This window comes from Streptomyces sp. NBC_01232 (assembly GCF_035989885.1).
Lineage (GTDB): Bacteria > Actinomycetota > Actinomycetes > Streptomycetales > Streptomycetaceae > Streptomyces.
In genome coordinates this window covers 3,623,355-3,641,446 of the sequence record NZ_CP108518.1, presented here as the reverse complement: position 1 = coordinate 3,641,446, position 18,092 = coordinate 3,623,355, and the positions used below count along the sequence as shown (strand labels likewise).

Here is an 18,092-nt window from a genome sequence, read left to right as displayed (position 1 = left end):
TCTGGAGCAGGTTGAACACCCCGCAGCGGAGCAGTTCGCTCTCCAGGACGACCAGTACGGAGGACCGGGCGAGGGGGTTGGCCCCCGCCTGGCTCACATGGACCTGTATCTCGCCCATGGTCAGACCTTGCCGTGGATGAGGGTCCAGGTCAGTTCGGCGATGCGCTCTGCGCTCATGCCGGTCGTCCCCGTCTTCGCGGTGGTGTCGTGTGCCGTCGTGTCGAGTTCGCCGCGGGTCCAGCGGCCGATGACCGAGAGGACCGCGCCGCTGAGGAAGTGGGCGTGCACCAGGGTGGCCGTCTCGTCGAAGCTGCCCGGCGCCGCCTCGGTGAGCAGCTGCTCGAACCACGCCTGGGCGAGGAGCCGTTCGAGGCGGCCGGCAAAGCGGGAGCTGCCGTCCTCGCCGAGCATCTGGCGGTAGACGGCCCGGTGCCGGTCGACGTGGGCGAACAGCTTGACGAGGTGGACCGGGGTCTCCTCGGACAGGGTGTGCGCGTCGGCCAGCAGGCGGCAGGCGCTCGCCGCGTCGACGATGCCCTCCATGGTGCTCTCCGTGGCGTCGAGCAGCAGGTCCTCGCGGTCCTTGTAGTGCAGGTAGACCGTTGCCCGGTTCACCTCCGCCCGCTCCGCGATGTCACTCATGGTGATGCCGTCCAGGTCCTTCTCCATCGAGAGTTCCAGGACGGCCGCCCGCAGGAGGGCCCTGGTCCGTCTGGCGCGAGGGTCGCGCGAGGCGCCTCTGGTGTTCGAGATGTTCGGCATGGGGCCAGTTTCCATCGCCGGGGCGAGTAAAGCAACACCTGTCAGTTAAGCGACACATGTCGTACAGTCGGCCCGCAAGGTGCCCAGTGACTAGGAACGAGGAAACGATGAGCACGACATCCGAGGCGTACATCGTCGAAGCGGTGCGTACGCCGGTCGGCCGCCGGAACGGTTCGCTGGCCGGCGTCCACTCCGCCGACCTGGGGGCCCACGTGCTGGGCGCCCTGATGGACCGGACCGGCATCGATCCCGCCGCCGTCGACGACGTGGTCTTCGGCTGCCTGGACCACTGGGTTCGCAGTCGGGCGACATAGCGCGCACGAGTTGGCTGGCGGCCGGCCTGCCCGAGTCCGTCCCCGGTGTGACCATCGACCGCCAGTGCGGCTCCTCGCAGCAGGCCGTGCACTTCGCCGCGCAGGCCGTGATGAGCGGTCTCTCCGGCCTCGTGGTGGCGGGCGGGGTGCAGAACATGTCGCAGATCCCCCTGACCGCCGCCGCCCTCGTGGGCCCCCAGTTCGGCCACGCCGATCCCTACTCGGGCTCCCGCGGCTGGCGCAAGCGGTACGGCGACCGGACGGTGAGCCAGTTCCACGCGGCCGAGATGATGGCCCGTCACTGGGACATCACCCGGGAGGAGATGGAGGGGTTCGCGCTGCGCAGCCACCAGCGGGCCGCGCGCGCGGTCGACTCCGGATGGTTCGAGCGCGAGATCGCACCGTACGACGACGGCGAGACCGCCCTTGCCGTCGACGAGGGGCCGCGCCGCGACACCACCCTCGCCTCCATGGCCGGGCTGAAGGCGCTGGCTCCCGGCGGCCGGCTGACGGCCGCGACCTCCTCACAGATATCCGACGGCGCAGCCGCCCTGCTGATCGCCTCGGAGCAGGCCGTACGTGAGCACGGCCTCACCCCCCGCGCCCGCATACACCGGATGACCGTGGTGGGCGACGACCCGATCATGATGCTCAGCGCCCCCATCCCGGGGACCCGCAAGGCGCTGAAGGACGCCGGCCTGACCGAGGGCGACATCGACGCGGTGGAGATCAACGAGGCGTTCGCCCCCGTCGTCCTCGCGTGGCAGCGGGAGATCGCCATCGACCCGGAGCGGGTCAATCCGGTCGGCGGAGCCATCGCCCTCGGCCATCCCCTCGGTGCGACCGGGGCCCGCCTGATGACGACGATGCTCCACCACCTGGAGCGCACCGGCGGCCGTTATGGACTGCAGACGATGTGCGAGGGGGGCGGTCAGGCCAACGTCACCATTATCGAGCGCCTCTGAGGCGGCAACGACGGGCGCGAGGTCCGGGCCGGGTCACCCGGCCCGGACCTCGCGCCCGTCGTTGCTGTGTGCGGAGTCCGGTCCGCTCAGGGCTCGTACGTGGGGGTCATGGCCGCTGCCATGCGCAGGTGCGGGGCGGCCTCGGCGCCCAGGCCCTGCCGCTCCAGTACGCGTCCCAGCATCAGCCGGACATACGAGTCGTCCGGAGTCTCGGCGGCCAGGGACTCCAGGGCGGTGCGGGCGCGGCCCAGCTGGGCCGAGTGGAAGTAGGCGCGGGCGGCCAGCAGGCGGACGTTCCGGTCGTTCTCGTGCGCCTGCGCCAGGGGCCCCAGCAGGGTGAGGCACCCGAGGGGGTCACCGAGGTCGAGGAGGGCCTCGCAGTGGCGGAAGCGCTCGACCTCCTCGGGGAGTTCACGTACGGATGCGCCCGACGCGCCCTGCAGCAGACCGGTGATGACCTCGGGGGCGTGGGCGCCGGCCAGGGCCTCGCCGTTCACGACCAGGGTTGGGGAGGTCTTCACCCCGATCGCCTTTCCGCGCAGCAGCAGTTCGCGCACCGGGGTCTCGCCGCCCCCGGAGGCCAGCAGCGCCGGCCCCTCGGGGAAGCCGGCCCGTGCGGAGATGTCGGCGAGGGTCTCCGTCAGGGCAAGGTCACGGCCGTCGACGAAGTGGGCCCGCAGAACCTCCTCCACCACCGCGTCCTGGAGAGCGGAGCCTCCCTTCTCGTTGGCGAGGGCGATCAGCCGGTGGGCGTCATGGGGGTTGGCGCGCCAGGCGGCGCCCCAGCGCGGCCCCAGCCCTTCGGCGGCCGCGATCTCCGAGACGCGCACCCGGTTCTCGGTGGGCGACATTCCGGGTGCGCACTGCTGGAGGGCCGAGTCCACCACCGGGTCCTTGAGGACCTCGGCCATGGGGAGGGACTCGGCCGGAGCCATGGGGTCGATCCGGAACGGCCGCCAGACCACCTCCACCGGCTCGCCGTCCCAGTCCGCCAGGGCCGTCTCCAGCCGCCGCTTGCCGATGTAGGCCCAGGCGCAGACCACGTCTGCCCAGATCTCGATTCGCATGCCTGGAGGTTAATGAACAGATGTTGTCTAAGCAACACTCGTCGCGCAGTGGTCCGGACCCGGACCCGGTGCCGTCACCGCTCCGCGACGGTCTCCAGTGGGCCGAGGGCTGATGCGTGGCGGGCCCGGCGGGGCCGCGTACTTGTGAAAGCCGCCCGGGCGCGGGCGGCCCCCTGCATAGGCTGACCAAGGGTCAGTCCGGATCCGAACAGGGGTCCATGGAGCGAGGAGAACACTGATGGTCGGGTCGCGTGTCCTTTCCTTCGGGCACTATCAGCCGTCAAGGGTCATGACCAACGCCGATCTGGAGCAGATGGTCGAGACCAGCGACGAGTGGATTCAGAGCCGGGTCGGGATCAAGACGCGTCGGGTGGCGGCCGAGGACGAGTCCGTTTCGGACATGGCCACGAAGGCCGCCGAGCACGCTCTGGCCAACGCCGGGCTCACCGGGGCGGACATCGATTTCGTCATCGTGGCCACCTGCACGGCCCAGGACCGCTCGCCCAACATGGCGGCCCGGGTCGCCGCCGCGGTCGGGGCGCAGGCTCCCGCCGCCATCGACGTGAACACCGCCTGCTCCGGATTCCCGCACGCCATGGCACTGGCCGACCAGAGCATCAGGACGGGTTCCGCCACGAAGGCCCTGGTCATCGGCGTGGAGAAGCTCACCGACTTCGCCGACTGGACCGACCGCACCACCTGCGTGCTCATCGGCGACGGTGCGGGCGCGGCCGTCGTGGCCGCCTCCGAGGAGCCGGAGATCAGCCCCGTCGTGTGGGGGTCCGTTCCCGGGATGGGCGGGGCCGTGCGGATCGAGGCGCCGTCCCACACCTTCGCCCAGGAGGGGCAGTCGGTCTACCGCTGGGCCACCACGGCCCTGCCGAAAGTGGCGCTCGAGGTCTGCGAGCGGGCCGGGGTGAAGCCCGAGGAACTGGGCGGCGTCGTCCTGCACCAGGCCAACCTGCGGATCATCGAGCCCCTCGCGCGCAAGATCGGTGCGGTCAACGCCGTCATAGCCAAGGACGTCGTCGACTCGGGCAACACCTCGGCGGCGAGCATTCCGCTCGCGCTGTCCAAGCTCATCGAGCGGGGTGAGATCCGCAAGGGCTCGCCCGTCCTGCTCTTCGCGTTCGGCGGGGGCCTGTCCTACGCCGGCCAGATCATCAACTGCCCGTGACCGGGGGCCAGGGACCGATGACGACGACATCCTCCGCCGTGCCGTGGTGGCCGCAGCTCCGGTTGCGGGAGCCGGCGGTCGCGCCCCGGGCGCGGCTGCTGGTCTTCCCGCATTCCGGGGCCGGCCCCAACACCCTGTTCCCCGTGGTCGGGTCGCTGCCCGAGCACGTGGAGGTGCTCGGGCTGTCCCTGCCGGGGCGGGAGCGCCGCTTCGGCGAGCCGCCCGGCTGCCGGCTCGGCCAGGTCCTGGACTCCGTCTCCGACGAGGTGCTCGGCCGTGCCCCGCTGCCCACGGTGGTCTTCGGGCACAGCCTCGGCGCGCTCCTCGCCGTGCGGGCCGCGCGCCTGCTCGGCCCGCACTGCCGGGCGGCCGTCGTCAGCGGGCAGGTACCCGGCCGGACCCCGCGCCGGGCCCATGGGACCACCACCGAGGAGGACGCCGTCCAGCTGCTGCGCGACGGCGGGGGCACGCCGGAGTGGGTGCTGCACGATCCGGACATGCTGGCCCACGTGACGCGCGTCCTGCGGGCCGACATCGAGCTCGGCCGGGAGGCCGCCGTGGGGTTCGAGGACGTACGGCTCGACGTGCCCCTGCACGCGCTGGGCGGCACGGCCGATCCGCTGGTCCCGCACGAGCCGCTCGACGGCTGGGCCGCTCATACGTCGGGCAGCTGCTCGGTGCGCCGTTTCGACGGCGACCACTTCTTCCTGCTGGCCGACGAGCACCGCCCCACGGTCGTGGACGTCCTGCGCCGGGCGCTCGCGGAGAGCTGACCGGACGCGGGGCGCCCGGGGGGCCGGCGCGCGCCCGGCGGCGCAGGCGCGCACACGAAAGGGCCGGAGCCACGCCGCGCGTGACTCCGGCCCGGAGCCCGTCCCCACCCGGCCCGCCCTCACGGCCGGATGATGCGGACCTGGTAACTGCCGTTGCGCAGTTCACCCACCACGGACACGCTGATGCCCGCCTTCTCGTCGGTGAACGTCTCGCCCGGCCGGAACGGCGCGTCCGAGAGCTCCGCGTGCACGTTGGGCCGCCGGGTGCAGCCGCCGCTCGCGGTCGCGCTGTCCGACACGGATATCGGGCCGTGCCCGGTGTCCACGTCGGAGTCCACCTTGTAGATGAGGACGCCGGGCTTGCAGACGGCCTCGTCGTTCCCGGCCCGGGTCCGTACCTCCACCGCGTACCCGACGCTCTCCGACAGCGGTACGAAGGCCAGCTTGGTGCCGCCCCGTATCCCCAGCGGGGCCAGGGTGTGGTCGCTGGTCCCCGGCTTGGACGCGCAGCTGATCTGCGTGCTGTCCAGCCAGCCCAGCTTCCACTTGTGCCAGCCCATGAGGTCGTTGTTGGCACCCCAGTCCTCGCTCATGATGTCCCAGTGCCCGACCGTGCTCCCGCCGTCGGAGGTGTAGAGGTCGGGCAGTCCGAAGACGTGCCCGTTCTCGTGGGGGAGGACCCGGTAGCCGGTCTCCCGGTAGGTGCCGGAGCCGTCGTCCTGACGGCTGTAGACGAAGGACGTGTTGGCCAGCGGCACCCCGTCGGCGACCGGCGCCTCGCCGTTGCCCGAGAAGGTCACCGACAGGACGGTGTCCAGGGCGGACGGCCCGGCGTTCGGCGTGACCAGGATGTTGATCAGGTCGTACCGGCTGAAGTCCACCTCGGGGTCGGCGGCCTTCGCTATGTGCTCGACGAGCTGCCGGTAGCCCGGCTCGTACGCGGACCCGCGCTCGATCCCGTACGCCGCGAAGGGCATCGGCATCCGCAGCCAGCCGCTTATCGGTGCCTCGGCCCGGTAGGCCAGCCGGCCGTAGGAGCTGGTGCGGAACCAGTCGGCCGTCTGGGGGAAGAACTCGGCCATCCGGTCGGCGGCCGTGCCCTCGCCCTTGGCGTCGGGGAAATCGATCATCAGGTTCAGGGCCCGGATCTCGCCGGTCGAGCGGGAGTACCCGGGCGGCGTCGGCATGCCCTCGGACATCTGCACCCCCATGGTGCCCGCGATCCGGCAGGGCGCGAGAGCCGATTCGACGGTCGTGGCCACCGCTCCGGCCGCCGGGTTGCCGCGCCCGGATATGCCCGTGCTCGCGGTCGTCGTGACGCCGAGGGCCAGCGCGGTCAGGCCGATGTACGCGCTGGTGCGGCGTGGTGTGCGTATCCGGTGGCGGGTCTGCGGCATGGAGATCGCCTTCGGGTCCGCGGCAGCCGGCCCTACCCGGTCTGCGCTCTGTCCGATCACACTCCGCCGGGCGCGCCGCGCCCGCGCGTCGAGAGAGGCCGAACGTGGACCGGCTTGTGGCTCAGGTCACACGGGCGAGTGAAATAACCGGGGACCGGATCCCCGTTTGCATGTGAGTCCCGCTAAGCGGGGAGCGGCTCCCCGTTTGGGCGGGGCGGTCGCGCCGTCCGCACCACGAGCCCGCGAGTCCGCGCCAGGGAGGCCCCGGAATGAAGCGCCCCACCAGCACCGCCACGGCGGCCCGCCCCGCAGTCGAGCCGGACGCGGACCCGGCACGGGCCAGGGCTCAGGCGCAGCCGCAGGTCCAGGCGCAGCCGCAGGTCCAGGCACAGCCGCGGGTCCAGGCGCCGGCCCGGGCGCCCGTGCAGGCATCACCGGCGCCGACGCAGGCCCGACTGCCCGCGGCCGACGTCCCGCGCCCGCGCGCCGACGCCGTACGCAACCGGGAGCGGATCCTGACGGCGGCCCGCGAGGCCTTCGTCGAGTTCGGCTCCGCGGCCCCCTTCGACGAGGTCGCCCGCCGGGCCGGCATCGGCAATGCCACGCTCTACCGGCACTTCCCCGACCGCCCCACCCTCGTCCACCACGTCGTGCTGTTCACGATGGCCCGCGTGACGGCCTCGGCCGAGGCCTCCCTCGCCGAGGAACCCGACGCCTTCGCCGCCCTGTGCCGGTTCACGCACGAGGCCGCGGACGAGCGGATCGGCGCCCTGTGCCCGATGCTCTCCGACGGCTTCGACGGCGAGCACCCCGAACTGCTCGCGGCGGGTACCGCCTTGGAGGCGGCCGTCGTGACCCTGCTGGCCACCGGCCAGGACGCCGGACTGGTCCGCGCGGACATCGGCGTCGGCGATCTGATGGTCGCCCTGTCCCAGCTCAGCCGCCCCCTCCCCGGCACCGCGTGCCTCGACACCGACCGCTTCGCCCACCGTCATCTCCAGCTCTTCCTCGACGGATTGAGGGCCCCGGCCCGCTCCGAGCTCCCGGGTTCGGCGGCCACCCTGGACGACCTGCGGCAGAAAACCATGTGACCCGCACAAAGCTTTACAACTAGCCTCTTTCAGTCATTCCGCACAGTGAAGTGGGTACCCCCATGCCAAAAACAGCCGCGAGCCTCGCGCCGGCTGCCGACCCCAGCCGCTGGAAGGCACTCGTCTTCATAGCCCTGGCCCAGCTGATGGTCGTCCTCGACGCGACCATCGTGAACATCGCCCTCCCCTCCGCCCAGACCGATCTCGGCATCTCGGACGGAAACCGCCAGTGGGTCATCACCGCGTACGCGCTGGCCTTCGGCGGACTGCTCCTCTTCGGCGGCCGCATCGCCGACAAGTGGGGCCGTAAGAACGCCTTCGTCGTCGGCCTCATCGGCTTCGCCCTGGCCTCCGCGCTCGGCGGTGCCGCGAACGGCGAGGCCATGATGCTCGGCGCCCGCGCCCTCCAGGGTGCGTTCGGCGCACTGCTCGCCCCGGCGGCCCTGTCGCTGCTCGCGGTCATGTTCACCGACGCCAAGGAGCGCGCCAAGGCCTTCGGCATCTACGGCGCGATCGCGGGCGGCGGCGGCGCCGTCGGCCTGATCCTCGGCGGGTTCCTGACCGAGTACCTCAACTGGCGCTGGACCTTCTTCGTCAACATCCCCTTCGCGATCGTCGCGGCCGTGGGCGCCTGGATGGTCATCCGCGAGCACGCCGGGTCCCGCAACCGCGCGCCGCTCGACATCCCGGGCGTGATCCTGTCCACCACCGGTCTCGTCGCCCTCGTGTACGGCTTCACCCGCGCCGAGTCGGCCGGCTGGTCGGACGCCCTGACGGTCACCATGTTCGTCGCCTCGGCGCTGCTGCTGGCCTCCTTCGTCCTCGTCGAGTCCCGGGTGAAGTCCCCGCTGCTGCCGCTGCGCGTCCTGCTGGAGCGCAACCGCGGCGGTGTCTACCTCTCGCTCGGCCTCGCCGTCATCTCGATGTTCGGCCTGTTCCTCTTCCTCACCTACTACCTGCAGATCGTGAAGGGCTTCTCGCCCGTCAAGACCGGCTTCGCCTTCCTGCCGATGATCGCGGGCATGATCACGGGCTCCACCCAGATCGGCGCCCGTCTGATGACCCGGGTTCCGCCGCGCCTGCTCATGGGTCCGGGCTTCCTGGTCGCCGCCCTCGGCATGCTGCTGCTGACCCAGCTGGAGGTCGGGTCCTCTTACCCGGCGCTGATCCTGCCGGCGCAGCTGCTGCTCGGCCTCGGCATGGGCACGGCGTTCATGCCGGCGATGTCCCTGGCCACGCACGGGGTGAACCCGGCCGACGCCGGTGTCGCCTCCGCCATGGTCAACACCTCGCAGCAGGTCGGCGGCGCCATCGGCACCGCGCTGCTGAACACCATCGCCGCCTCGGCGACCACCGCCTACCTGACCGACCACGCGGTCGAGGCCGCGGCGGGCGGCCCGGCCGGGCAGCTGATCCAGGCGCAGGCCATGGTCGAGGGCTACGCCTCCGCCATCTGGTGGGCGGTCGGCATCCTGGTCGCCAGCTCGGCCATCGCCCTGGCGCTGATCAACACCGGCCGTCCGGGTGCGGGCGGCCCGGTGGCCTCCGGCTCCGTCGAGGACGCCGGGCTGAAGGTTCCGGTGATCGCCCACTGATCCGGGCCGAGGGCCCCGGGGAATGACTGATGACCCCGTCTCGTTCAAATTTGAACGAGACGGGGTTAGTCTGTTTCAGTACGCATTTCAACTAGGCGGAGGAGCGTCGTCGTGACCCGCATACCGGCCCTGTACCTGAGCCACGGCGCACCACCGCTGGCCGACGACCCGATCTGGCCCGGCGAGCTCGCCGCCTGGTCCGCGGACCTGCCCCGCCCCCGGGCGATCCTGATGGTCTCCGCCCACTGGGAGGAGGCCCCGCTCGCCCTCGGCGCCACGGAGCGCGTCCCGCTCGTGTACGACTTCTGGGGCTTCCCCGAGCACTACTACGGGGTCCGCTACGACGCCCCCGGCGCCCCGGACCTGGCCGCCTCGGTCCGCAAGCTGCTGCGGGCCCCGGGCATCCCCGTGCAGGACGTCCCGGACCGCGGCCTGGACCACGGGGCGTACGTCCCCCTGGTGGAGATGTACCCGGAGGCCGACATCCCGGTCCTCCAGATCTCCCTGCCCACCCTGGACCCGGCCCGGCTGATGGACATCGGCCGCAAGCTGGCCCCGCTGCGGGACGAGGGCGTACTGATCGTCGGCAGCGGCTTCTTCACGCACAACCTGGCGGCGCTGCGCCACACGGGCCCGGGTGGCCCGGGCTGGTCGGCGGAGTTCGACGCGTGGGGCCGTGAGGCCCTGGCCGCGTCCGACGTGGACGCCCTGCTGGACTTCGAGCACAAGTCCCCGGCGGGCCGCCTGGCCCACCCCCGCACGGAACACTTCGCCCCGCTGTTCGTCACCCTCGGCGCGGCCGAATCCGACCTGGCCTCGGCCCGCACCCCGGTGGACGGCTTCTGGATGGGCCTCTCGAAGCGCTCCCTCCAGTTCGGCTAGCCGGCCAGGCCCTCCCGCCCGGCGTACGCGCGCCGTTTGCGGTCGCGGTCCCGGTCGATGCCGTCCTTGCCGGGTGACACCACTTCCGCGATCAGTTCCACGCCGGAGGCGTCGATCCCGAGGCCGTCCTCGGCCGCGTGCTCTTCGGCGTCCTTCAGAGCGATGAACACGTCCCGGACGGGTGGTGGTCCAGCCGCTTCTCGTACCAGCGGACGTCCCAGTACCGGTCGAACTTCCAGCCCGCCTCCGTGAACTCTCCGATCCGGCGGAAGCCGAAGCGCTCGTGCAGGCGCACCGAGGCCTCGTTCGGCAGGGCGATCCCGGCGAACACGCGGCGCACGGGCTCCTCGGCCAGGGCCGCGAAGAGCGCCTCGTAGAGGAGGGTGCCGATGCCCCGGCCGACCGCGTGCGGGGCGAGGTAGACGCTCGCCTCCACCGAGGTGGCGTAGGCCGGTTTGGGGCGGAATGCGCTACTCGTGGCGTATCCGGCCATTCGATCGCCTGTCCAAGCAACCAGAAGCCGGTGGGGCCCGTCTTCAGGGTGGGAGTGCAGCCAAGGGCGACGCTGTTCCGGAGTGAAGACGGCCGTGTCGAACGTGACGGCGGTCTCACGGACGTAGTGGTTGTAGAGGTCCGTGAGGGGTGCCAGATCGGCCTCCGTTCCGGGCCTGACCTGCACCTCTTCGAGATCTTGCAGCATTTGCTCCCCTCTCGTGGCGGGGCAGGATACTGCAAGATCTCGAAAAAGAGGGAGCAGCGTGGGAATTCTGTCCCGATTCCAGTCGTTGTTTCCTTCGGAAGCGGGCACTCGGGAGAGTGTCCGTGACGTTCCGGACCGGTTGGCAGCCGTCCCCCGTGGCGTCCACCAGCCGCACCGCGACCGAACACTTCGCAAGGGAGCACGCATGGCAACCCGCGCCGTCGCCCGTCGTCAGTCCACGAGCAGCGCCCGCGCTGTGGGCGGGGAGATCGCAGACCGCGACCTGGTCGGCATGTACCTGGACGAGATCGCGCGCACCCCGCTGCTCGACGCCGCCAAGGAAGTGGAGCTGTCCCAGATCATCGAGGCGGGCGTCTATGCCCAGCAGATCCTCGACGGGGCGATAGAGCGGGACGGGGAGACCCCGGCCCGCGAAGAGCTGGAAGTGCTGGCCGTCGAGGGCGAGCACGCCAAGGAAGTCTTCATCCGGTCCAATCTCCGCCTCGTCGTGGCCGTCGCCCGGCGCTATCCGCGCAGCGGCCTGCCCCTCCTCGACCTGATCCAGGAGGGCAACGCGGGCCTGGTCCGCGCGGTCGAGAAGTTCGACTACGCCAAGGGCTTCAAGTTCTCCACGTACGCCACGTGGTGGATCCGCCAGGCGATCACCCGGTCCATCGCGGACCAGTCCCGCACCATCCGCCTCCCCGTTCACCTGGTCGAGGAGCTCGGCCGGATCCGCCGCGTCCAGCGCGAGTTCAACCGGGAGAACGGCCGCGATCCGGAGCACGCCGAGATCGCCGCCGAGCTGGACACGACGGAGAAGCGCGTGGGAGACGTACTGGACTGGGCGCGCGACCCGGTCAGCCTGAACATGGCGGTCGACGACGACGGCGACACCCAGTTCGGTGACCTCCTGGAGGACACCTCTGCGATCTCGCCCGAGCAGTCCGTGCTCTCGCTGCTGCGCAGCGAGGAGCTGGAGGACCTGCTGGGCAAGCTCGACCAGCGCACCGCGTCGATCATCAAGATGCGGTACGGCATCGACGACGGCCGGGAGCGGACCCTGACGGAGGTCGGCAAGCAGCACGGCCTCACCCGGGAGCGGATCCGCCAGATCGAGAAGCACGCGCTGCTGGAGCTGAAGAAGATGGCGCGCGACACCGGCTTCGACGCGGTGGCCTGAGAGCCTCCGCCCCCATACGAGCCCCGGTGCCTATCCCCCCCCAGGCGCCGGGGCTCTCTCCTGCCCCGGCCCGGGGCGACCCCGCCCGACCGCCCGACCGCCCGACCGGAATGGCCCGGTCGTCCGTGCCCCGTCAGGCAGGTCCCGCCACCGCCCCGGCGAGCCGGGCGGCCAGCGCCCCGGCCGCCGCCCGCAGCTCCGCCGGCTCCCGCACGGTGAACGGCAGCCCCGTCAGGGCGAGCCGCGCCGCCATCCACTCCGGTGCGTCCGCACTCTCGAAGCGCACCGAGGTCTCCTCCCCGTCGCCCGGCAGGGCCGCGGCCCGCAGCCAGGCCGGCAGCTCCTCCGGGCCCGCCGCGAAGCCGACCTCCACCCGGTAGGGCTGCTTCTCCCCGCCCCGCAGCCCCCGCCGCACGAACTCCTCCGCCTCCATCGGCAGCTCCCGCCGTGTGAACCGGGCTCCCGTGGCGAACGCCTCGTCGACCCGGTCCACCCGGAAGGTCCGCCAGTCCTCCCGCTCCAGGTCGTAGGCGACCAGGTACCACCGGCTCCCCGTGCTCACCAGCCGGTAAGGCTCCACCAGCCGCCGCGTCTCGGCCCCGTTCCCCGCCCGGTAGGCGAACCGCAGCCGCTCCGGCCCGGCCACCGCCCCGGCCATCACCGTCAGCGTCCGCGGGTCCACGCTCGCCCCGTCCCCCCGCGTCAGCGCGATCGTGGCCGACTGCAGCGCGCTCACCCGGTGCCGCAGCCGCGAGGGCAGGACCTGCTCCAGCTTCGCCAGGGCCCGTACGGAGGCCTCCTCGACCCCCTCGATCGCGTGCCCGGCCCCCGCCCGCAGCCCCACCGCGATCGCCACGGCCTCCTCGTCGTCGAGGAGCAGCGGCGGCATCGCCGCCCCCGCCACCAGCCGGTACCCGCCCTCGGCGCCCAGCGTGGCCTCCACCGGGTAGCCGAGCTCCCGCAGCCGCTCGATGTCGCGCCGGATCGTCCGTGCGCTCACCCGGAGCCGCTGTGCCAGCTCGCTCCCGGGCCATTCGCGCGGGGTCTGGAGGAGGGACAGCAGGGAGAGCAGCCGTGCGGGGGTGTCGGTCATGAATCCAGGCTGCCAGCGAAATAGGACACAGACTGACCTAGACGCCGTCTAAGTTTCTCCTCATGAGCACCGAGACGTCCAAGACAGCGCCCGAAAGAGAGAACGGGCCCACACAAGAAGAGCGGAACGACGTAGCCCACGACGCACCCAGCCCGACCGCCGACCGCCGCCGCTGGCTGGCGCTCGCCATCGTGATGACCGCGGCCTTCATGGACCTGGTCGACGTCACGATCGTCAACATAGCCATCCGCACCATGCGCGAGGACTTCGGCGCCTCCACCAGCGCGATCCAGTGGATCACCGCGGGCTACGCCCTCGCCTTCGCCGCCGGCCTGATCACCGGCGGCCGTCTCGGTGACATCTACGGCCGCAAGCGCATCTTCCTCATCGGCATCGCCGGCTTCACCGCGGCCTCGCTGCTCTGCGGCATCGCCTCGACCCCGGACGTGCTCGTCGTCGCCCGCCTCCTCCAGGGCGGCATGGCCGCCCTGATGGTGCCGCAGGTCCTGGCGATCATCCACGTCACCTTCCCGCCGCAGGAACGCGGCAAGGTCTTCGGCATGTTCGGCGCGATCGTGGGCCTCGCCGCCGTCTCGGGCCCGCTGCTCGGCGCGCTGCTCATCGAGTGGGACCTCTTCGGTCTCGGCTGGCGCCCGATCTTCCTGATCAACCTGCCCGTGGGCGTCATGGGCGTGATCCTGGGCCGCAAGTTCATCGCCGAGTCCAAGGCCCCGCAGGCGCTGCGCCTGGACCTCGTCGGTGTCGTCCTCGCGACGCTCGCCCTGGTCCTGCTGATCTTCCCGCTGACCCACGGCCACGAGAACGACTGGCCGATGTGGGGGTTCGTCTGCATGAGCGCGGCGCCCTTCGTCTTCGCCGCCTTCATCGCGTACGAGAAGTACAAGATCAAGAAGGATGGGTCCCCGCTCGTCGAGCTCTCCCTCTTCAAGGTCAAGAGCTTCGCCGGCGGTATCGCGGTCCAGCTGACCTTCGGCATCGCCACCGGCATCTTCTTCCTGGTCTGGACGATGTACATGCAGATGGGCCTCGGCTGGAGCGTGCTGCGCGCGGGCCTGACCGGCATCCCGTTCTCCATCGCCGTCTCGGTCGCCGCGGGCCTCTCGGTCGAGAAGCTCGTCCCCCGCTTCGGCCGCAAGGTGCTCCAGGCCGGTGCGCTGGTCATGGCCGCCGGTCTGCTCCTCTACATCTGGGAGTCGCAGCACTACGGCATGGAGATCGCCTCCTGGCAGATGGCGGCCCCGCTTGTCGTCATGGGTGTGGGCATGGGCCTGATCGTGGCCCCGCTGAACGACACCGTGCTCTCCGAGGTGCCGCGCGAGCACGCCGGATCCGCCTCGGGGCTGATCAACACCACCGGCCAGATGGGCAATGCGCTGGGTCTCGCCCTGACCTCCGTCGTCTTCTTCGGTCTGATCGAGAACGACATGGTCTTCGGCCCGTCCTACGTCGAGGCCTTCCGCGGTGCCCTGTGGTGGGTCGTGGCCGTACTGGTCGTGATCTTCGCGCTGATGTTCGTACTGCCGCGCAGGGCGATCCCGATGGAGGAGCGCGAGGGTGCCGCCGAGCACGCCGGCCGCACCGCCGAGAAGGTCCCGGCCGTCTGACCGGCCCTTCCGCGCCACCGTCGAACGGACATGGCCGCCCCTGGGGGCGGCCATGTCCGTTCTTTTTTGTTTCCCTCCGCAAACACCCGTATGGTGGGGCGAAATCATCCAATCGGGTATGAAGCGGACGCAAATCCACATGTACGCACCGGAGCGCCGCCAGGAGATCCTCCGCCTCGCCCGCGAAGCGGGCAGCGTCGACGTGCTCTCCCTGGCCGACCGGTTCCGGGTCACCGCCGAGACCGTACGCCGCGATCTCACGGCCCTCGACCGGTCCGGCCTCCTGCGCCGGACGCACGGCGGGGCCATCCCGGCCGGCCGCCTCGACTTCGAGCCCGACCTCACCGAGCGCGAGGGCACCGCCGCCGACGAGAAGCGCCGCATCGCGGCCGCCGCGCTGGCGGAGCTCCCCGACGGCGGCAGCATCGTCCTGGACGCCGGCAGCACCATCGCCCGGCTGGCGGCCGCCATCCCCGTCGACGTCGCCCTCACCGTGGTCACCCACGCGCTCCCGGTAGCGGCCCGGCTCGCCGACCACACCGGCATCGACCTCCACCTCGTCGGAGGCCGTGTCCGCCACCGCACCCGCGCCGCCGTCGACGCGTGGGCACTGCGCGCGTACGCCGAGATCCGCGCCGACGTGCTCTTCCTCGCGACCAACGGGTTCACGGCCGAAGGCGGTCTGACCACCCCCGACCTCGCCGAGGCGGCCGTCAAGCGCGCCGCCGTGGCCGCCGCCCGCCGCGTCGTCCTCCTCGCCGACTCCGCGAAGGCCGGACAGGAGCACTTCGCGCGCTTCGGCTCCTTCGCCGAGGTCGACCTGCTCATCACGGACACGGGACTCACCCCCGCTCACAAGGCGTCGATCGAGGCCGCCGGTACGGAAGTTGCGCTCGTATGATCCTCACCGTCACCCCCAATCCCTCCCTCGACCGGACCTACGCGGTCCCCGCGCTGGACCGGGGCCGGGTACTGCGCGCCGACGGCGAGCGGGTCGACCCCGGGGGCAAGGGCGTCAACGTCTCCCGCGCGGTGGCTGCCGCGGGCGTCCGCACGACGGCGGTCCTCCCGCTCGGCGGCGCCCCCGGCGTCCTGCTCGCCGAACTCCTCGGCGCCCGGGGCGTGGACGTCACGGCCGTTTCGATCGCCGGCCAGACCCGCTCCCACATCTCCCTCGCCGAACCGGACGGCACCCTCACGAAGATCAACTCACCTGGTCCGGAGCTCTCCCGGGAGGAATCCGGCCTCCTCCTGGACACCGTCCGCTCCGCCGCCGCCGAAGCCGCCTGGATCGCCGCCGGCGGCAGCCTCCCGCGCGGCCTCGGGCCCGAGTGGTACGCCGACCTCGTCACCCGGGCGCACGCCGCGGGCGCCCGCATCGCCCTGGACACCTCGGGCCCCGCCCTGTCCGCGGCGCTGGCGGCCCGCCCCGAGGTGATCAAGGTGGGCGCGTCGGGGCTGGCTGCGACGGTGGGCCGCCCGCTGCCCACCCTGGGCGACGTGGTCAAGGCCGCGGATGAGCTCCGGGACCTGGGCGCCGGAGCCGTACTGGTCTCCCTCGGCGGGGACGGCCGGCTCCTGGTCTCGGCCGAGGGCACCCACCACGGCACCGCTCCGGTCCCGGTGGTGCGCAGCACCGCAGGAGCGGGGGGCGCCGCGCTGGCCGGTTTCCTCATCGCGGGCGGCACCGGCCCGGGCGCCCTCGCCTCGGCGCTGGCCCACGGCGCCGCCGCGGTCCAACTGCCGGGCAGCGCCGTGCCGACGCCCTCGGACCTGCGCCCCGACCGGGTCCGCATCACCCAGGACCCGCCCCTGGACCTCCCGCTCCGGAATCCCGGAACGCCCTGACCGCCCGCCCCGTCACCGCACGCGGGCGCGGAGCTCCATGGCTCCGCGCGCGGCCGCCTCGCTCGCGTACACCTCGCACATGTGCCGTCCGTCGGGCGTCGCCGTGTGCTCGACCTCCCACAGGCTGACCTCGGTCCCGTCCAGCAGCACGAAGGCGTGCTCGTACAGGCTGAATCCGGCGCCCCGCCCGTCGGAGAGGCACTGCCGCGCACCGAACGCCTGCGTGATCTGGTGCGCGTACGCAGACCTCAGCAGCGTCGCCAGCGGCTCGCCCGGCCGGTCGGCGTTCTCCGCGCGCCGCAGCACCCGGCGGGCGTGGTCCGCGGACTGCTCCACCACGTACTCCCGGTGCCGCTGCACCGGCGCCGAGGCCGCGTACAGCGCGCTCAGCACCGCCACGTCGTTCTCCGGCTCCTCCTCACCCGGCACCAGCACCGGATCCGGCGAGGCCCCGGCCGACGCCTCGCCGAACAGCCGGGTCACGGCCAGGCAGGTCTCCGCCTTGCTCGCGAAGATCTCGTGCCGCACGGCCCGGTCGCCCACCAGCCGGTACGTCAGCTCCCACAACGAGACCGAACCGCCGTCGGTCAGCAGGTAGGTGTGCCGGTGCGTCTCGCGCCAGATCCCCGACTCCGGGCTGTGGTGGGTGGTGTAGAGCGAAGAGCTGTGGGCGAGCGCCGTGCCGAGGCGCTCGACCAGCCTGTCCGGCAGGTCGAAGGAGTTGAGGGCGCGGCCGAGGAGTCGTTCGAGGTGCGCCTCGGTTGTCTCGTACGGATCGCTCAAGGTGGGTCTCCAGGCCGTCGCAGCTTGTTACTTCGCGGAAGCTCAACGTAACCCCTGGTTCTGACATCACGTCCGGGGTTCGGTAAAACGTCCGGGAAGCATCGGAGGTTCCCGCCACACCTTCAGGTCAACTTGCATACGGATGAGCATGGTTGGGCCCGTTCTGGGAGGGAGCGCGGGACTATGGGCCACATGGCAACGAATACAGTGGGCCTCCCGCGCCAGCAGGTACGGCCCCGCAGTGGACCCGAGGGCGAACAGAACGCGGCTCCGAAGGGCCTGGCGTGGCTGCTGGCCGTCACCGGGGCGGCCGGGCTGCTGGCCTCCTGGGTGATCACCCTCGACAAGTTCCTCCTGCTGGAGGACCCGGACTTCAAACCCGCGTGCAGTCTCAACCCGGTCGTCTCGTGCGGCAGCGTGATGGCGAGCGATCAGGCGGCGGCCTTCGGCTTCCCCAACCCGATGCTGGGGCTCGTCGCGTACGGCGTCGTGGTCTGCGTCGGCGCGGGCCTGCTGGCCGGCGCCCGCTACCGCGGCTGGTTCTGGCTCGGACTGAACGCCGGCACCCTCTTCGGCGTCGGCTTCTGCAGCTGGCTGATGGTCCAGTCGCTCTACGAGATCAACGCGCTCTGCCTGTGGTGCTGCCTGGCCTGGGTGGCGACCCTGCTGATGTTCTGGGCGGTCACCGCGCACAACGTCCGTACCCGGGTCCTGCCCGCCCCCGCCCCGCTGCGGGGCTTCTTCGCCGAGTTCGGCTGGGCGCCGCCCGCCCTGCACATCGGAGTGATCGGCATGCTGATCCTCACCCGCTGGTGGGACTTCTGGACCGGCTGACCG

At 71.8% G+C, this 18,092-nt stretch carries 17 protein-coding genes and 1 pseudogene; 11 read left to right on the top strand and 7 right to left on the bottom strand.

Translation table 11 applies throughout. The features are described 5' to 3' along the window. Nucleotides 1-120 precede the first annotated feature (120 nt). Nucleotides 121-762 carry a TetR/AcrR family transcriptional regulator gene (locus OG444_RS16760; protein ID WP_327262940.1) on the bottom strand — a complete coding sequence of 214 codons (642 nt, stop codon included), beginning with the start codon at nucleotides 760-762 and terminating at the stop codon, nucleotides 121-123. A 107-nt stretch (nucleotides 763-869) separates the two neighbouring features. Between OG444_RS16760 and OG444_RS16755 the strand changes: the two are divergent. Then, nucleotides 870-2,041 (top strand): annotated as a pseudogene (locus tag OG444_RS16755) (acetyl-CoA C-acetyltransferase). Nucleotides 2,042-2,127: 86 nt separating this feature from the next. Here the strand turns inward: OG444_RS16755 and OG444_RS16750 are convergent. After that, entirely contained in the window at nucleotides 2,128-3,108 is a 981-nt protein-coding gene (locus tag OG444_RS16750) for a DsbA family oxidoreductase (RefSeq protein ID WP_327262939.1), read from the bottom strand. Between the two features lie 238 nt (nucleotides 3,109-3,346). Here OG444_RS16750 and OG444_RS16745 point away from each other — a divergent pair, with 238 nt between their 5' ends. Beyond that, nucleotides 3,347-4,285 carry a beta-ketoacyl-ACP synthase III gene (locus tag OG444_RS16745; RefSeq protein ID WP_327262938.1) on the top strand — a complete coding sequence of 313 codons (939 nt, stop codon included), beginning with the start codon at nucleotides 3,347-3,349 and terminating at the stop codon, nucleotides 4,283-4,285. Nucleotides 4,286-4,302: 17 nt separating this feature from the next. Further along, entirely contained in the window at nucleotides 4,303-5,058 is a 756-nt protein-coding gene (locus OG444_RS16740) for a thioesterase II family protein (protein WP_327262937.1), read from the top strand. 119 nt (nucleotides 5,059-5,177) lie between these two features. Here the strand turns inward: OG444_RS16740 and OG444_RS16735 are convergent, their stop codons facing one another. Further along, a complete protein-coding gene (locus tag OG444_RS16735; RefSeq protein WP_327262936.1) occupies nucleotides 5,178-6,455 on the bottom strand; it encodes a M6 family metalloprotease domain-containing protein in 1,278 nt (425 codons plus the stop codon). 269 nt (nucleotides 6,456-6,724) lie between these two features. Between OG444_RS16735 and OG444_RS16730 the strand changes: the two genes are divergently transcribed. The 3 genes from OG444_RS16730 to OG444_RS16720 all read left to right on the top strand — a co-directional run bounded on the left by OG444_RS16730 (nucleotide 6,725) and on the right by OG444_RS16720 (nucleotide 10,023). Further along, on the top strand, nucleotides 6,725-7,546 hold the full coding sequence (locus tag OG444_RS16730; RefSeq protein WP_442810543.1) for a TetR/AcrR family transcriptional regulator: 822 nt from the start codon (nucleotides 6,725-6,727) through the stop codon (nucleotides 7,544-7,546). A gap of 62 nt (nucleotides 7,547-7,608) precedes the next feature. Continuing rightward, nucleotides 7,609-9,141 (top strand): MFS transporter, encoded by a 1,533-nt coding sequence (locus OG444_RS16725; protein WP_327262935.1) that lies wholly within the window; start codon nucleotides 7,609-7,611, stop codon nucleotides 9,139-9,141. 111 nt (nucleotides 9,142-9,252) lie between these two features. Continuing rightward, a complete protein-coding gene (locus tag OG444_RS16720; RefSeq protein WP_327262934.1) occupies nucleotides 9,253-10,023 on the top strand; it encodes a dioxygenase family protein in 771 nt (256 codons plus the stop codon). Here OG444_RS16720 and OG444_RS16715 read toward each other — a convergent pair. Next, the gene (locus OG444_RS16715; RefSeq protein WP_327262933.1) at nucleotides 10,020-10,193 is read right to left on the bottom strand and encodes a hypothetical protein; all 174 of its coding nucleotides are present in this window, start codon (nucleotides 10,191-10,193) and stop codon (nucleotides 10,020-10,022) included. The two genes, OG444_RS16720 and OG444_RS16715, sit on opposite strands and share 4 nt — an antisense overlap. Further along, nucleotides 10,178-10,723, bottom strand: coding sequence for a GNAT family N-acetyltransferase (locus OG444_RS16710; protein ID WP_327262932.1), 546 nt, complete (start codon nucleotides 10,721-10,723; stop codon nucleotides 10,178-10,180). The genes OG444_RS16715 and OG444_RS16710 overlap by 16 nt, the downstream gene beginning before the upstream one ends. A gap of 205 nt (nucleotides 10,724-10,928) precedes the next feature. On the opposite strand from OG444_RS16710, the gene OG444_RS16705 reads away from it, so the two are divergent. Further along, nucleotides 10,929-11,906, top strand: a complete 978-nt coding sequence (locus OG444_RS16705; protein WP_327262931.1) for a sigma-70 family RNA polymerase sigma factor — start codon at nucleotides 10,929-10,931, stop codon at nucleotides 11,904-11,906. A 133-nt stretch (nucleotides 11,907-12,039) separates the two neighbouring features. Here the strand turns inward: OG444_RS16705 and OG444_RS16700 are convergent, their stop codons facing one another. Beyond that, nucleotides 12,040-12,999, bottom strand: a complete 960-nt coding sequence (locus OG444_RS16700) for a helix-turn-helix transcriptional regulator (protein WP_327262930.1) — start codon at nucleotides 12,997-12,999, stop codon at nucleotides 12,040-12,042. A 62-nt stretch (nucleotides 13,000-13,061) separates the two neighbouring features. On the opposite strand from OG444_RS16700, the gene OG444_RS16695 reads away from it, so the two are divergent. The 3 genes from OG444_RS16695 (at nucleotide 13,062) to OG444_RS16685 (ending at nucleotide 16,472) form a co-directional block, all read left to right on the top strand. After that, complete coding sequence (locus OG444_RS16695; RefSeq protein ID WP_327262929.1) at nucleotides 13,062-14,624, top strand: MFS transporter; 1,563 nt, start codon at nucleotides 13,062-13,064, stop codon at nucleotides 14,622-14,624. 139 nt (nucleotides 14,625-14,763) lie between these two features. Beyond that, on the top strand, nucleotides 14,764-15,525 hold the full coding sequence (locus OG444_RS16690) for a DeoR/GlpR family DNA-binding transcription regulator (RefSeq protein ID WP_327266814.1): 762 nt from the start codon (nucleotides 14,764-14,766) through the stop codon (nucleotides 15,523-15,525). Then, a complete protein-coding gene (locus tag OG444_RS16685) occupies nucleotides 15,522-16,472 on the top strand; it encodes a 1-phosphofructokinase family hexose kinase (protein WP_327262928.1) in 951 nt (316 codons plus the stop codon). The genes OG444_RS16690 and OG444_RS16685 overlap by 4 nt, the downstream gene beginning before the upstream one ends. Before the next feature lie 12 nt (nucleotides 16,473-16,484). On the opposite strand, the gene OG444_RS16680 is transcribed toward OG444_RS16685, so the two are convergent. Next, on the bottom strand, nucleotides 16,485-17,255 hold the full coding sequence (locus OG444_RS16680) for a DUF6227 family protein (RefSeq protein WP_327262927.1): 771 nt from the start codon (nucleotides 17,253-17,255) through the stop codon (nucleotides 16,485-16,487). Between the two features lie 192 nt (nucleotides 17,256-17,447). On the opposite strand from OG444_RS16680, the gene OG444_RS16675 reads away from it, so the two are divergent. Continuing rightward, nucleotides 17,448-18,089, top strand: coding sequence for a vitamin K epoxide reductase family protein (locus OG444_RS16675; RefSeq protein ID WP_327262926.1), 642 nt, complete (start codon nucleotides 17,448-17,450; stop codon nucleotides 18,087-18,089). Nucleotides 18,090-18,092 lie beyond the last annotated feature (3 nt).